14 protein-coding genes are annotated in these 14,694 nt (G+C 52.6%); 10 read left to right on the forward strand and 4 right to left on the reverse strand.

From position 1 onward, the window contains the following. Positions 1 to 4 precede the first annotated feature (4 nt). The 3 genes from hslR to igaA all read right to left on the reverse strand — a co-directional run bounded on the left by hslR (position 5) and on the right by igaA (position 3,285). Positions 5 to 406, reverse strand: a complete 402-nt coding sequence (gene hslR / locus EAS44_RS02465; RefSeq protein ID WP_000660483.1) for a ribosome-associated heat shock protein Hsp15 — start codon at positions 404 to 406, stop codon at positions 5 to 7. Between the two features lie 10 nt (positions 407 to 416). After that, positions 417 to 1,085: a GMP/IMP nucleotidase gene (gene yrfG, locus EAS44_RS02470; RefSeq protein WP_001295168.1), complete on the reverse strand. Its 669-nt coding sequence runs from the start codon at positions 1,083 to 1,085 to the stop codon at positions 417 to 419. Positions 1,086 to 1,149: 64 nt separating this feature from the next. After that, entirely contained in the window at positions 1,150 to 3,285 is a 2,136-nt protein-coding gene (gene igaA, locus EAS44_RS02475) for an intracellular growth attenuator protein IgaA (protein ID WP_000104574.1), read from the reverse strand. Between the two features lie 319 nt (positions 3,286 to 3,604). Between igaA and nudE the strand changes: the two genes are divergently transcribed. After that, positions 3,605 to 4,165 carry an ADP compounds hydrolase NudE gene (gene nudE / locus EAS44_RS02480; RefSeq protein WP_000045736.1) on the forward strand — a complete coding sequence of 187 codons (561 nt, stop codon included), beginning with the start codon at positions 3,605 to 3,607 and terminating at the stop codon, positions 4,163 to 4,165. A 165-nt stretch (positions 4,166 to 4,330) separates the two neighbouring features. Here nudE and mrcA read toward each other — a convergent pair whose 3' ends face one another. Next, positions 4,331 to 6,883 (reverse strand): peptidoglycan glycosyltransferase/peptidoglycan DD-transpeptidase MrcA, encoded by a 2,553-nt coding sequence (gene mrcA, locus EAS44_RS02485; protein WP_001296475.1) that lies wholly within the window; start codon positions 6,881 to 6,883, stop codon positions 4,331 to 4,333. Positions 6,884 to 7,002: 119 nt separating this feature from the next. Between mrcA and hofM the strand changes: the two genes are divergently transcribed. The 9 genes from hofM (at position 7,003) to dam (ending at position 14,677) form a co-directional block, all read left to right on the forward strand. Further along, on the forward strand, positions 7,003 to 7,782 hold the full coding sequence (hofM, locus tag EAS44_RS02490; protein ID WP_001350443.1) for a DNA utilization protein HofM: 780 nt from the start codon (positions 7,003 to 7,005) through the stop codon (positions 7,780 to 7,782). After that, positions 7,782 to 8,321: a DNA utilization protein HofN gene (hofN, locus tag EAS44_RS02495; protein ID WP_001069334.1), complete on the forward strand. Its 540-nt coding sequence runs from the start codon at positions 7,782 to 7,784 to the stop codon at positions 8,319 to 8,321. Before hofM ends, hofN begins: the two co-directional genes overlap by 1 nt. Further along, complete coding sequence (gene hofO, locus EAS44_RS02500) at positions 8,305 to 8,745, forward strand: DNA utilization protein HofO (RefSeq protein WP_001055745.1); 441 nt, start codon at positions 8,305 to 8,307, stop codon at positions 8,743 to 8,745. The genes hofN and hofO overlap by 17 nt, the downstream gene beginning before the upstream one ends. Then, positions 8,735 to 9,139, forward strand: a complete 405-nt coding sequence (hofP, locus tag EAS44_RS02505) for a DNA utilization protein HofP (protein ID WP_001264138.1) — start codon at positions 8,735 to 8,737, stop codon at positions 9,137 to 9,139. The genes hofO and hofP overlap by 11 nt, the downstream gene beginning before the upstream one ends. Next, complete coding sequence (gene hofQ, locus EAS44_RS02510) at positions 9,051 to 10,289, forward strand: DNA uptake porin HofQ (RefSeq protein ID WP_000816011.1); 1,239 nt, start codon at positions 9,051 to 9,053, stop codon at positions 10,287 to 10,289. Before hofP ends, hofQ begins: the two co-directional genes overlap by 89 nt. A 400-nt stretch (positions 10,290 to 10,689) precedes the next feature. Beyond that, positions 10,690 to 11,211, forward strand: coding sequence for a shikimate kinase AroK (aroK, locus tag EAS44_RS02515; protein WP_000818618.1), 522 nt, complete (start codon positions 10,690 to 10,692; stop codon positions 11,209 to 11,211). 56 nt (positions 11,212 to 11,267) lie between these two features. Next, positions 11,268 to 12,356, forward strand: a complete 1,089-nt coding sequence (aroB, locus tag EAS44_RS02520) for a 3-dehydroquinate synthase (protein WP_000439850.1) — start codon at positions 11,268 to 11,270, stop codon at positions 12,354 to 12,356. Between the two features lie 91 nt (positions 12,357 to 12,447). Continuing rightward, positions 12,448 to 13,734 carry a cell division protein DamX gene (gene damX, locus EAS44_RS02525; RefSeq protein ID WP_000343174.1) on the forward strand — a complete coding sequence of 429 codons (1,287 nt, stop codon included), beginning with the start codon at positions 12,448 to 12,450 and terminating at the stop codon, positions 13,732 to 13,734. A gap of 106 nt (positions 13,735 to 13,840) precedes the next feature. Continuing rightward, entirely contained in the window at positions 13,841 to 14,677 is an 837-nt protein-coding gene (gene dam / locus EAS44_RS02530) for an adenine-specific DNA-methyltransferase (protein ID WP_000742141.1), read from the forward strand. The last annotated feature ends 17 nt before the right edge of the window (positions 14,678 to 14,694 follow it).

Here is a 14,694-nt window from a genome sequence, read left to right on the forward strand (position 1 = left end):
ACAGTTATTCACTGTCGCCGTGTTTAAATCGTAACAGGTCGCGGCGCTCTTTTTTGTCCGGGCGTCGGTCCGGATGCGGCATGGTTAAGGCATTAAGTTTACGTGCCAGCGCCATTTTTTCGCGTTTCTCTACACTTTCCGCAGTCTCTTCATACAGCAAGGCTGCCTCGCTGGCGGGGCGACGCTGTTCAGTAATCGCCTTTACAATCACCGTGCGTTCGTCATTTCCCTGGCGCAGAGTGAGCGTGGCATTCAGCTCGACGATTTTGCTTGGCTTGCTGCGCTGCCCGTTGTAATGCACCTTACCGCCTTCAATCATTTCACGGGCCAGCGCGCGGGTTTTATAAAAACGGGCAGCCCATAGCCATTTATCCAGTCGAACCTCAACAGCAGGTTTTTCTTTCATGGCATCTCCTTCACATTAGCGAGGGGATCAGGCGGCGGTAGTCATTCAGTGACGGATGGCGTTGATACTGTTTCTCGGCAATCCCGGAGTCAGGATTAGTCACACCGAGGCAGTAACGAATACCAAATTGCGCGGCAGCATCGAGAATCGCTTCGCTGTCATCAATAAACAGCGTTCTTTCAGCTTTAAGACCCGTAGCTTCGGCCACCGCATGCCATAACCGCTGATCCTCTTTCGGATAACCAAATGTGTGGGTGGAAAGTAATAAATCAAGGTGTGCGTCCAGACCGGTATGCTCAAGTTTTACCGCCAGGTTGTGCGGATGCGCATTGGTGAGCAAAATTCGCTGTTTACCGCTGGCTTTCAGTGCCTCAAGAAACGGAATGGTATCTTCACGCAGTACGGCACGCGGTCCCATCTCGGTGGTCATCGCACAGATATCCAGACCCAGTTGCTCACTCCAGTAATCAAGACAGTACCAGTTTAGCGTATGCTGTACGTCGTGATATTGCTGGCGCATATATTCCATCGCTTCCTGTGGCGTAACTCCGTTTTTCGCGCCCCATGTTTCAGGCACCAGCTTTTGCCAGAAATAGTTATCGAAGGCGAGGTCAAGCAACGTGCCGTCCATATCCAGCAGAACGGTATCTACGTCCTGCCAGGCAATGTTGATATGCATGAGGGAAATCTCCAGAGTGAAGCAATTTGCGCGACAGGGTAGCATAACCTGCCGCGCAAACGTGTTATTCGATAAGGCTTTCTGAAGGGGTGATCAGTTGCGGGTTCAGGCAGCTTTCATAATAGGCCTGAATCTTCATCATGCGAGTACGATGGCGCTGGTAACGACGCCAGGCCTGTACGCCATTATAAATGGCGCTACCCAGCATCGTCAGTAGCAGCAGCGTGGTGCTGAGATAGCGCCACAGGCCGGAACGATCCGGGATCGGATGAAGGCCAATATGCTGCGTACCATTGGCGTCAGTGAAGATTTTTGTGACGATACCTTCGGCGTTAAACGGCGTATGCATCAGCATTTGTGCCAGTTTCTGGAAAGCGTTCCACTGTTCTTGCGGCGGATAGTCGTAAAGTGATGCCGAAGGCCAGGGCTGATCAACAAAATCTCTGCCTTCGTCGCTGACAATCAGGAACCCGCCGGGGGCCGGACTGTTTAGTGATTGTGCCGCTCGCGCCGTTTCATGCGTGATAAACGGCGCGGTAGAGGTGGCCACCAGGTTATCCAGCGATTCCGCACTCACCGGGCGTAATAACACATTCACGCCATCGAGTTTCCCGGCGTTGGCGCGTTTTACCAGCGCGTCCCAGTCTTTACTGTTGCCGAGATTGACCAGCGCATTTTTCAGTCGCACACAGTCATCTTTGGCAGAACACAGATCTGCTGTCTTCAGAACAATGTCGCCAAAATCATCAAGCAATACCATACCGGATTTTTGAATTGCTGAACGTAATGAGGCACTGACGCGAGATTCATCTTCCGGTTTAGGGTGCAGCTGGCGATTAACTGCTTCGGTCAATGCCGTCGCTTTGTTGACCAATTCAGATTCTGGTAATGGCAATGAGCGGGCGTCATTCCAGATGATCTGCGAGCAGTCAAACGGTAAAAAAGGTGAGTTGGTTTTCGCGCTCCAGGTACCGGAAGTGCGAATATTACACATTCCCGTACCGCTAATACGCAATGTATCGCCAACCCGCACGCCAGCGTCAGCCAGTTGTTTCACGCTGGTGGCTTCAATGGTCTGCGCGCCTTTCATCCACGAGAGGGTGAATTTCAGCGGCATATCCAGCGGGATCCAGAATAACAGCATAAACAGCACCAATAGCGAGCCCGCAGCAATAATCGTACTGCGCAGCCAGTGCTGTAACGGAAAGTTTTTTACTTCATCATGCAGCGAAAGATATCGCCCCTGACGCACTACGTGGCGGTCGAGATAGATATCGATATCGGTTTGTTGACCAAGATCCTGAGCAATGTATGGCTGCCAGTGTGCGGGATAGACCAGGTCGATAATACCGAGTGAAATATTGTTGATCTGTTCCTGATCGTTTTCGCCAAACAATCCCCAACGACGGGGTGTACCGCGCAGACAATGAATTTCCCGCAGGGAGGATTTTGCCGGGGGCGCGAATAGCCCCCACAGACCTGCGCCCAGCAGCAGTAACGCGCCGCCTGCCAGCCACGGAACAAAGACATCCGGGGTAATCAGGCAGAAAAAGAACATCAGGAAGGAGGCGACAATCAGCAACGCTTCGCGCAGCCCGCGCGGACGACTCAGCGCATACTCTTCGTGCGTTTCTTTGCGAATATTGAGCAGTTCTATTTGCTCGCTCTCTTCCCCGCGAATCGACGCCTGCGTTGACGGAACAGGTTGCAAGGCATAGCCGCGAATTTCCTGCATGTACTCCTGCAGCGTATGACCGTTGAGTGAAATAACCAGCGGCAGCGAATCGGTATGAATCAGTTCAACGGTATTCTCATCGTTGATGTACTGTTCCCAGAAAGGCGGCAGGTGGACTTCTACCGAATCGAGGTAGTAACGCCATTTATTCGGATCGTCGGTAGAGATGCCATAACGCGTGATAGCGTGTGTCAGCATCATGACGTTGTTGCTTTCGGCATTCAGCGCCAGAGAGATCGGTGCCGCGCTGGCTCCCGTTGGGCCAGGCACCTGTAATACCTGCGTCAGGCTCTCAAGATAATTTTCAACGGCGCTACGTTCTTCAGATGTGAGTTTACGCGTTTGCGCATCCACGAAGGCGTTGGTCCAGGGCAGCTGACGCCGTCTGGATCGCACTTTTATCAGCCATCCCGCAAGTAGTGAGCAGGCCAGCAAAGCAGCTAAAAAAATCACAATGGTGCTCATGCTTTCCCCATCTTACTTAGTCTGTCAGGCGTGGTCAGTCGCACCGGACACAATACATGATTCTGCGGTTGGCTATCGGCAAGCGTGGAGTTTAACTTGAGCATCATTAAGCACATCACAGTAACCGCTGATCATAGCAAACCCTCTGAAGGCGGAATATCAGCAAATTCCTGGAGTTATTTCAACCTATTGACTTTTAATTTGATTTGAGGACGATTATTTATTAAGTTACATAAATGTAAATAACATGCAATTCACATTGCCGAAAGCGTGTCCGATATCGCACAATAACCGCTGATTTCACAGCATAGATCCCACGATGAGCAAATCATTACAAAAACCCACCATTCTGAATGTTGAAACTGTAGCCCGTTCCCGACTGTTTACCGTCGAAAGCGTGGATCTGGAGTTCAGCAATGGCGTGCGGCGTGTTTATGAACGAATGCGTCCAACCAACCGGGAAGCAGTGATGATTGTGCCGATTGTGGACGATCACCTGATCCTGATCCGCGAATACGCAGTGGGAACTGAATCCTACGAATTAGGTTTTTCGAAAGGATTAATTGATCCGGGTGAAAGCGTCTTTGAAGCCGCTAACCGCGAGCTAAAAGAAGAGGTTGGATTTGGTGCGAACGATCTGACTTTTTTGAAGAAGCTCAGCATGGCACCGTCTTACTTTTCCAGCAAAATGAATATCGTGGTAGCGCAAGATCTCTACCCGGAATCACTGGAAGGCGATGAGCCAGAGCCGTTACCACAGGTGCGCTGGCCGCTGGCGCATATGATGGATTTGCTGGAAGCCCCTGACTTCAACGAAGCGCGTAATGTCAGCGCGCTGTTCCTCGTGCGCGAATGGTTGAAAGGGCAGGGGCGAGTGTAAATGCGTGAAGTTTGCCTGATGCACAACGCTTATCAGGCTTACGAAGTTCCTGCAATTTATTGAATTTTCAATTTTTTGTTGGCCGGATAACGCGTTCACCCGCATCCGGCATAAACAAGTGCACTTTGTCAGCAAACTGAAAAAGGCGCCGAAGCGCCTTTTTAATCAGAACAATTCCTGTGCCTCGCCATTATCGATAATGGTCGTTCCCACCTCGTGCACCGCCTGTTGTGTCGGCTGCGTACCTTCGATGAAATACTCTTCGCGGCTGTTGCCACCATTAGCTAATTGCCCGGTGCTGCGATCGATATTCACCGTCACAATACCCGGTGGCGGCGTCAGCGGCTGTTCCGGCACACCTTCAAGAACGGCTTTCATATAAGCGTCCCATGCAGGCTGGGCACTCTTGGCACCGCCTTCGTAACCTGAGATCTGATCTTTAATCGCTCCGGAAGCCGTTGTATGACCGAGATTACGACGGTGATCATCAAAGCCAATCCAGACCGAGGTCACAACGCCCGGACCGTAACCCGAGAACCACGCATCTTTCGAACTGTTAGTGGTACCCGTTTTTCCGCCTATATCATGCCGTTGTAAATCACGACCTGCTCGCCAGCCAGTACCCTGCCAGCCTGGTTCACCAAAAATATTGGTGTTCAAGGCACTCTTAATCAGGAATGCCAGCGGTGTGTTGATGACGTGCGGTGCGTACTCCTGCGCGCCAGTCTTCGCCACTAACGCCTGATTTGCCTGCTCCAGCTGCGGCATTGGTACAGAAACATTCTGCTGCTCGCGGGAGATAGCGACATCTTCAACATCGTTATTTTCCAGCACGTTCGATTTCTGCGTATCACCGTAAATCACCGGAATATCGCATTCCGGGCAGGCTACTTTCGGTTTCGCTTCGAAAATCACGCCGCCCTGATCGTTTTCAATTTTGCTGATAAACCACGGGTCCACCAGGAAGCCGCCGTTCGCCATGACCGCGTAGCCGCGCGCCACCTGCATTGGGGTGAAGGAAGCTGAACCCAGCGCCAGCGATTCGGTGTGGACAATGTTTTGTGCCGGGAAGCCGAAGCGTTGCAGATATTCTGCAGCGTAGTCGACGCCCATCGCCCGCATTGCGCGTACCATCACCACGTTTTTCGACTGACCCAGCCCCTGACGTAAGCGAATTGGACCGGCATATTGCGGTGGTGAGTTCTTCGGCTGCCAGTCAGAACCGGCACCTGCATCCCAGCGGGAAATTGGCACATCGTTCAACATACTTGCCAGCGTTAGACCTTTATCCATCGCCGCGGTGTAGAGGAACGGTTTGATGTTGGAACCCACCTGACGCAGTGCCTGGGTGGCGCGGTTAAACTTGCTCTGATTGAAATCAAAGCCACCGACCAGCGCCATAACGGCACCGTTTTGCGGATTGATCGACACCAGCGCCGAGTTCACTTCCGGCACTTGCGCCAGCCACCATGCATCGTCAACTTGACGAACCCAGATTTGCTGACCCGTTTGCAGAACATCGGTCACTTTACGCGGCGTCGGTCCCTGCTGAGTATCCGAACGGTAAGGACGCGCCCAGCGAACACCTTCCATACTCAATACGACGGTCGACCCGTCTGCCAGCATCGCCGTTGCTTCCTGAGGATTGGCGCTGGTGACTGCGGCAGGCAGCAGCGGACCATAGGTCGGCAGCGCCTTCAGCGTATCGGTAATTTTGTTGTTGTCCCACGCCGATTCGCCCACTTTCCACAGCACATTTGCCGGGCCGCGATAGCCGTGGCGCATGTCGTAGTCCAGCACGTTATTACGTACCGCCTGCTGTGCGGCCTGCTGCACTTTGCGGGTGATGGTGGTGTAAATGCGATAACCGTCTTCATAGGCACTTTCGCCATAACGGTTATACATCTCCTGGCGCACCATTTCGCTCAGGTATGGCGCAGAGAAAGCAATCTCCGGCGCGTGATAGTTAGCGTTAATCGCCTCAGTGCGTGTCTGATCGAACTGTTGTTGGGTGATATATCCTTCATCCAGCATCCGCGACAGCACGACGTTACGCCGCGCGACGGCACGATCCATTGAGTAGAGCGGGTTGAAGGTGGAAGGCGCTTTCGGCAGCCCGGCTATCACCGCCATTTCGTTCAACGTCAGTTGGTCGACCGTTTTACCGAAATAGACTTGTGCCGCAGCACCGACACCATAGGCGCGGTAACCGAGGTAAATCTTGTTCAGATAAAGCTCGAGGATCTCGTCTTTCGTCAGCAACTGTTCAATGCGAATCGCGAGGAAGACTTCCTTAATCTTGCGCATCAGCGTGCGTTCTGGACTGAGGAAGAAGTTTCTCGCCAGCTGCTGGGTAATAGTACTCGCCCCTTGTGACGCGTGACCGGAGAACAGCGCCACGCTTGCCGCACGGAAGATCCCCACCGGGTCAACGCCGTGATGCTCGTAGAAGCGGCTATCTTCCGTCGCGATAAAGGCTTTCACCATCTCCGGCGGGATTTGATCCAACGTAACCGGAATACGACGTTTCTCACCGTATTGAGCAATCAGCTCGCCATCGGCGCTGTAAATCTGCATCGGAATTTGCAGGCGAACATCTTTTAATGTCGCCACATCCGGCAGTTGTGGCTCGATGTAGCGGTATAGGCCATAAATCGAGCCTGCTCCCAGCAGAATGCAACAGACTGCAAGGATCAAAAAATACTTTACGAACTTCACTGGAAATTTCCCATTTAGTTTCATTTGGGCAGTTTATAAACAAACGCGCGGTAGTATAAAGGCAAGCCAGACGCATTGATATACCTGTCAGAGTGACGGGTGATAAGGAGATCATCACAATGGCATTTAAGAACTGGCAAATTGGTTTGCATTTACAACAGCAAGAAGCGGTAGCGGTTGCTATCGTGCGGAGCGCAAAAGAATGCTTATTGCACCGCTGGTGGCGGTTGCCACTGGAGAACGACATTATCAAAGATGGGCGGATTGTTGATGTGCAGCGGCTGGCTAACACGTTGTTACCGTGGAGTCGTGAACTGCCGCAGCGTCATCACATTATGTTGGCGTTTCCCGCCAGTCGCACATTACAGCGGTCATTTCCACGCCCGTCGATGTCCCTCGGTGAGCGGGAGCAAATGGCCTGGCTGTCCGGGACGATGGCCCGTGAACTGGATATGGATCCGGACTCCCTGCGCTTCGATTACAGCGAAGACGCACTCAGTCCCGCCTATAACGTGACTGCCGCGCAAAGCAAAGAGCTGGCAACGCTGCTTACTCTGGCAGAAAGGTTGCGTGTTCATGTTAGCGCGATCACTCCGGATGCCAGTGCATTACAGCGATTCCTGCCTTTTTTACCTTCTCATCAGCAATGTCTGGCCTGGCGTGATAACGAACAGTGGCTGTGGGCGACGCGCTATAGCTGGGGGCGCAAACTGGCGGTGGGGATGACTAGCGCGAAGGAGCTGGCGGCAGCGTTATCTGTTGATCCCGAAAGCGTCGCGCTATGTGGCGAAGGCGGATTTGACCCCTGGGAGGCGGTTTCTGTTCGTCAGCCGCCGCTACCGCCACCAGGTGGAGACTTTGCCATCGCGCTGGGGCTGGCGCTTGGGAAGGTGTACTGATGAACCCGCCAATTAATTTTTTGCCCTGGCGACAGCAACGCCGGACCGCTTTTCTTCGTTTCTGGTTGCTGATGTTCGTTGCGCCTTTGCTGCTGGCCGTCGGGATAACGCTAATACTGCGTCTGACAAGCAATGCCGAAGCACGCGTAAACGCCGTTTTGCTTCAGGCGGAACAACAACTCGCCCGCAGCTTACAGATAACGAAACCACGTTTGCTGGAACGCCAGCAGTTACGCGAACAGCGTTTGCAACGTCAGCGCCAGCGACAATTTACCCGCGACTGGCAATCTGCGCTGGAAGCACTGGCGGCGCTTTTACCCGAACATGCCTGGCTGACAACGATAAGCTGGCAGCAGGGAACGCTGGAGATCAAGGGGCTGACAACAAGCATTACCGCGTTAAACGCACTAGAAACGTCACTACGCCAGGATGCTTCTTTTCATCTCAATCAGCGGGGGGCCACGCAGCAGGATGCGCAGGGACGCTGGCAATTTGAGTATCAGTTAACAAGGAAGGTTAGCGATGAACATGTTCTTTGACTGGTGGTTCGCCACATCACTCCGCCTCCGCCAGTTTTGCTGGGCAGTCTGGTTGCTGGTGTTAGTTACGCTCATTTTTCTGTCATTGACACACCATGAAGAGAGCGATGCATTAATTCGACTACGGGCAAATCATCACCAGCAGTGGGCTGCACTGTATCGCCTGGTAGACACCACTTCCTTCAGCGAAGAAAAAACGCTGCCCTTTTCGCCACTGGATTTTCAGTTATCCGGCGCGCAACTGGTTTACTGGCATCCATCCGCGCAGGGAGGTGAGTTGGCGTTGAAAACGCTGTGGGAAGCAGTGCCGTCGGCATTTACACGGCTGGCAGAGCGCAACGTCAGCGTGAGCCGTTTTTTGTTAAGCGTGGAAGGTGATGACCTTTTGTTCACGCTACAACTGGAGACGCCGCATGAGGGTTAAACGCTGGTTGTTGGCAGGCATTGCATTGTGCCTTTTAACCGGTATGCGTGACCCTTTTAAACCGCCGGAAGATCTATGCCGGATTAGCGAACTTAGCCAGTGGCGCTATCAGGGGATGGTAGGGAGAGGCGAGCGCATCATCGGTGTAATAAAAGATGGGCAAAAAAAATGGCGACGGGTGCAGCAAAACGATGTGCTGGAAAACGGCTGGACGATCTTACAGCTGACGCCAGACGCACTAACGCTGGGAACCGGGACAAACTGCGAACCGCCACACTGGTTGTGGCAACGGCAAGGAGATACAAATGAAGCAATGGATAGCCGCACTACTGTTGATGCTTATACCCGGCGTACAGGCGGCAAAGCCGCAAAAAGTGACGCTGATGGTGGATGACGTTCCGGTAGCTCAGGTGTTGCAGGTGCTGGCTGAACAGGAGAAGTTGAACCTGGTGGTTTCGCCAGACGTCAGCGGTACGGTGTCGTTACATTTAACTGACGTTCCCTGGAAGCAGGCACTACAAACTGTAGTGAAAAGCGCCGGATTGATAACGCGCCAGGAGGGCAACATTCTCTCGGTGCATTCCGTTGCCTGGCAGAATGACAATATCGCCCGCCAGGAGGCGGAGCAGACGCGGGCGCAGGCAAATCTGCCGCTGGAAAATCGCAATATTACTCTGCAATACGCCGACGCCGGAGAGCTGGCGAAAGCGGGGGAGAAGCTACTGAGTGCCAAAGGGAGTATGACCGTCGATAAACGCACCAATCGCCTTTTGCTGCGAGATAACAAAACGGCGTTAAGCACGCTTGAACAGTGGGTATCGCAAATGGATCTGCCGGTCGGGCAGGTTGAGCTCTCGGCGCATATTGTCACCATTAATGAAAAAAGTTTGCGTGAGTTAGGTGTGAAATGGACGCTGGCCGATGCGCAACAAGCTGGTGGCGTTGGGCAAGTCACCACGCTTGGCAGCGACCTCTCCGTAGCGACGGCGACAACGCATATCGGTTTTAACATTGGACGCATCAACGGACGTTTACTGGATCTTGAGCTTTCCGCGCTCGAACAAAAACAGCAGCTGGATATTATCGCCAGTCCGCGTCTGCTGGCCTCACATCTTCAGCCTGCCAGCATTAAACAGGGGAGCGAAATTCCATATCAGGTTTCCAGCGGGGAAAGTGGCGCGACGTCGGTGGAATTTAAAGAGGCCGTCCTGGGGATGGAAGTCACGCCCACGGTGTTACAAAAAGGTCGCATCCGGCTGAAATTACACATCAGCCAGAACGTTCCGGGGCAGGTGCTACAGCAGGCAGATGGCGAAGTGCTGGCGATTGATAAGCAGGAGATCGAAACGCAGGTCGAGGTCAAAAGCGGAGAAACGTTGGCGCTGGGCGGCATTTTTACCCGTAAAAATAAATCGGGTCAGGATAGCGTACCGTTGCTTGGCGACATTCCCTGGTTCGGGCAATTATTTCGTCATGACGGAAAAGAAGATGAACGACGCGAGTTAGTGGTGTTTATCACGCCACGACTGGTTTCCAGTGAGTAAACAGCCGTAAAAGCGGTAATGTTTTTACGCTGAACGTGTTTCATCTATTTGACGCGCGCAGGTATTTAGCATACAAGGAGTACCGATTTGAGAGTTGGTGCTCTTCGCTGCCTGCGTTCCATGATGATGATTTATCATTCAGGCGGCATTTTGCTGTCTTTTTTACGCTAATCTTACCCGGTGATTTATCGCCAGAGCGGTGGTAGCAAGGCAGCGCGCTTGCAGCGACCAGATATGCAGAGGGATGGGTGATTTATTCAGTTGCCAAACCCGCTGGAGTATTGAGATAATTTTCAGTCTGACTCTCGCAATATCTTATGAGGTTTCAGTTCATGTCCTGCGGCGCTCTCTGAGCGAAGCGGGTTTATCATTAACGAATAGTCTTAGTAGTACCGAAAAAATGGCAGAGAAACGCAATATCTTTCTGGTTGGGCCTATGGGTGCCGGAAAAAGCACTATTGGGCGCCAGTTAGCTCAACAACTCAATATGGAATTTTACGATTCCGATCAAGAGATTGAGAAACGAACCGGAGCTGATGTGGGCTGGGTTTTCGATTTAGAAGGCGAAGAAGGCTTCCGCGATCGCGAAGAAAAGGTCATCAATGAGTTGACCGAGAAACAGGGTATTGTGCTGGCTACTGGCGGCGGCTCTGTGAAATCCCGTGAAACGCGTAACCGTCTTTCCGCTCGTGGCGTTGTCGTTTATCTTGAAACGACCATCGAAAAGCAACTTGCACGCACGCAGCGTGATAAAAAACGCCCGTTGCTGCACGTTGAAACACCGCCGCGTGAAGTTCTGGAAGCGTTGGCCAATGAACGCAATCCGCTGTATGAAGAGATTGCCGACGTGACCATTCGTACTGATGATCAAAGCGCTAAAGTGGTTGCAAACCAGATTATTCACATGCTGGAAAGCAACTAATTCTGGCTTTATATACACTCGTCTGCGGGTACAGTAATTAAGGTGGATGTCGCGTTATGGAGAGGATTGTCGTTACTCTCGGGGAACGTAGTTACCCAATTACCATCGCATCTGGTTTGTTTAATGAACCAGCTTCATTCTTACCGCTGAAATCGGGCGAGCAGGTCATGTTGGTCACCAACGAAACCCTGGCTCCTCTGTATCTCGATAAGGTCCGCGGCGTACTTGAACAGGCGGGTGTTAACGTCGATAGCGTTATCCTCCCTGACGGCGAGCAGTATAAAAGCCTGGCTGTACTCGATACCGTCTTTACGGCATTGTTACAAAAGCCGCATGGTCGCGATACTACTCTGGTGGCGCTTGGCGGCGGCGTAGTGGGTGATCTGACCGGCTTCGCGGCGGCGAGTTATCAGCGCGGTGTACGTTTCATTCAAGTCCCGACGACGTTACTGTCGCAGGTCGATTCCTCCGTTGGCGGCAAAACTGCGGTCAACCATCCCCTCGGTAAAAACATGATTGGCGCGTTCTACCAGCCCGCTTCAGTGGTGGTGGATCTCGACTGTCTGAAAACGCTTCCCCCGCGTGAGTTAGCGTCGGGGCTGGCAGAAGTCATCAAATACGGCATTATTCTTGACGGTGCGTTTTTTAACTGGCTGGAAGAGAATCTGGATGCGTTGTTGCGTCTGGACGGTCCGGCAATGGCGTACTGTATTCGCCGTTGTTGTGAGCTGAAAGCAGAAGTTGTCGCCGCCGACGAGCGCGAAACCGGGTTACGTGCTTTACTGAATCTGGGACACACCTTTGGTCATGCCATTGAAGCTGAAATGGGGTATGGCAATTGGTTACATGGTGAAGCGGTCGCTGCGGGTATGGTGATGGCGGCGCGGACGTCGGAACGTCTCGGGCAGTTTAGTTCTGCCGAAACGCAGCGTATTATAACCCTGCTCACGCGGGCTGGGTTACCGGTCAATGGGCCGCGCGAAATGTCCGCGCAGGCGTATTTACCGCATATGCTGCGTGACAAGAAAGTCCTTGCGGGAGAGATGCGCTTAATTCTTCCGTTGGCAATTGGTAAGAGTGAAGTTCGCAGCGGCGTTTCGCACGAGCTTGTTCTTAACGCCATTGCCGATTGTCAATCAGCGTAACAACAAGAAAGGTCAGGCCGCTTATCAAGCGGTCTATTAGCTTCAGGTTAATTGCAACGTGGTAAGCATTAACCTTTTAGTGGGGTGTTAAATGGATGAATTCAAACCAGAAGACGAGCTGAAACCCGATCCCAGCGATCGTCGTACTGGTCGTTCTCGTCAATCTTCTGAACGTTCTGAGCGTACTGAACGTGGCGAACCGCAGATCAATTTTGATGATATTGAACTTGATGACACTGACGATCGCCGTCCGACTCGTGCGCAAAAAGCGCGTAATGAGGAACCGGAAATCGAAGAAGAAATTGACGAATCCGAAGATGAAACCGTGGATGAAGAGCGCGTAGAGCGTCGTCCGCGTAAGCGCAAAAAAGCAGCCAGTAAACCCGCTTCTCGTCAGTATATGATGATGGGTGTCGGCATTCTGGTTCTACTGCTGTTGATCATCGGTATCGGTTCTGCGCTAAAAGCCCCCTCGACCTCTTCCAGCGATCAAACCGCGTCTGGCGAGAAGAGTATTGATCTTGCAGGCAATGCGACCGATCAGGCCAATGGCGTGCAGCCAGCGCCGGGAACCACGTCTGCGGAAAATACTCAGCAGGATGTTTCTCTGCCGCCGATCTCTTCTACGCCGACTCAAGGGCAAACCCCGGTGGCAACGGATGGTCAACAACGTGTTGAAGTGCAGGGTGACCTGAACAATGCGCTGACCCAGCCACAAAATCAGCAACAGTTGAACAATGTGGCGGTCAATTCTACATTGCCGACTGAACCCGCAACGGTTGCGCCTGTTCGCAATGGCAATGCATCGCGTGACACGGCGAAAACGCAAACCGCTGAACGTCCGGCCACTACGCGCCCGGCTCGTCAGCAGGCGGTGATTGAACCGAAAAAACCGCAAGCAACCGTGAAAACGGAACCGAAGCCAGTCGCACAGACGCCGAAGCGAACTGAACCAGCTGCCCCTGTGGCGAGCACAAAGGCACCGGCTGCGACTTCTACGCCAGCACCAAAAGAGACGGCGACTACGGCTCCAGTACAGACGGCATCCCCGGCGCAAACCACGGCAACACCAGCCGCTGGAGGGAAGACCGCAGGTAATGTTGGTTCGTTGAAATCGGCACCGTCCAGCCATTACACTCTGCAGCTGAGCAGTTCCTCTAACTACGACAACCTGAACGGTTGGGCGAAGAAAGAGAATCTGAAAAACTACGTTGTCTATGAAACGACGCGTAATGGTCAGCCGTGGTATGTCCTGGTTTCTGGCGTGTATGCTTCGAAAGAAGAGGCGAAAAAAGCGGTATCTACATTGCCAGCAGATGTCCAGGCCAAAAACCCGTGGGCGAAACCGCTGCGTCAGGTACAGGCCGATCTGAAGTAATCAAGGTTATCTCCCGCAATGGTTTATCATTGCGGGCGTTGCCTGAAGCGCTGGATGCTGTCGGAGCTTTCTCCACAGCCGGAGAAGGTGTAATTAGTTAGTCAGCATGAAGAAAAATCGCGCTTTTTTGAAGTGGGCAGGGGGCAAGTATCCCCTGCTTGATGATATTAAACGGCATTTGCCCAAGGGCGAATGTCTGGTTGAGCCTTTTGTAGGTGCCGGGTCGGTGTTTCTCAACACCGACTTTTCTCGTTATATCCTTGCCGATATCAATAGCGACCTGATCAGTCTCTATAACATTGTGAAGATGCGTACTGATGAGTACGTACAGGCCGCACGCGAGCTGTTTGTTCCCGAAACAAATTGCGCCGAGGTTTACTATCAGTTCCGCGAAGAGTTCAACAAAAGCCAGGATCCGTTCCGTCGGGCGGTACTGTTTTTATATTTGAACCGCTACGGTTACAACGGCCTGTGTCGTTACAATCTGCGCGGTGAGTTTAACGTGCCGTTTGGCCGCTACAAAAAACCCTATTTCCCGGAAGCAGAGTTGTATCACTTCGCTGAAAAAGCGCAGAATGCCTTTTTCTATTGTGAGTCTTACGCCGATAGCATGGCGCGCGCAGATGATGCATCTGTCGTCTATTGCGATCCGCCTTATGCGCCGCTGTCTGCGACTGCCAACTTTACGGCGTATCACACAAACAGTTTTACGCTTGAACAACAAGCGCATCTGGCGGAGATCGCTGAAGGTCTGGTTGATCGCCATATTCCGGTGCTGATCTCCAATCACGATACGATGTTAACGCGTGAGTGGTATCAGCGCGCAAAATTGCATGTCGTCAAAGTTCGACGCAGTATAAGCAGCAACGGCGGCACACGTAAAAAGGTGGACGAACTGCTGGCTTTGTACAAACCAGGAGTCGTTTCACCCGCGAAAAAATAATTCTCAAGGAGAAGCGG

It is taken from the genome of Escherichia coli DSM 30083 = JCM 1649 = ATCC 11775, from assembly GCF_003697165.2.
Taxonomy (GTDB): Bacteria; Pseudomonadota; Gammaproteobacteria; order Enterobacterales; family Enterobacteriaceae; genus Escherichia; species Escherichia coli.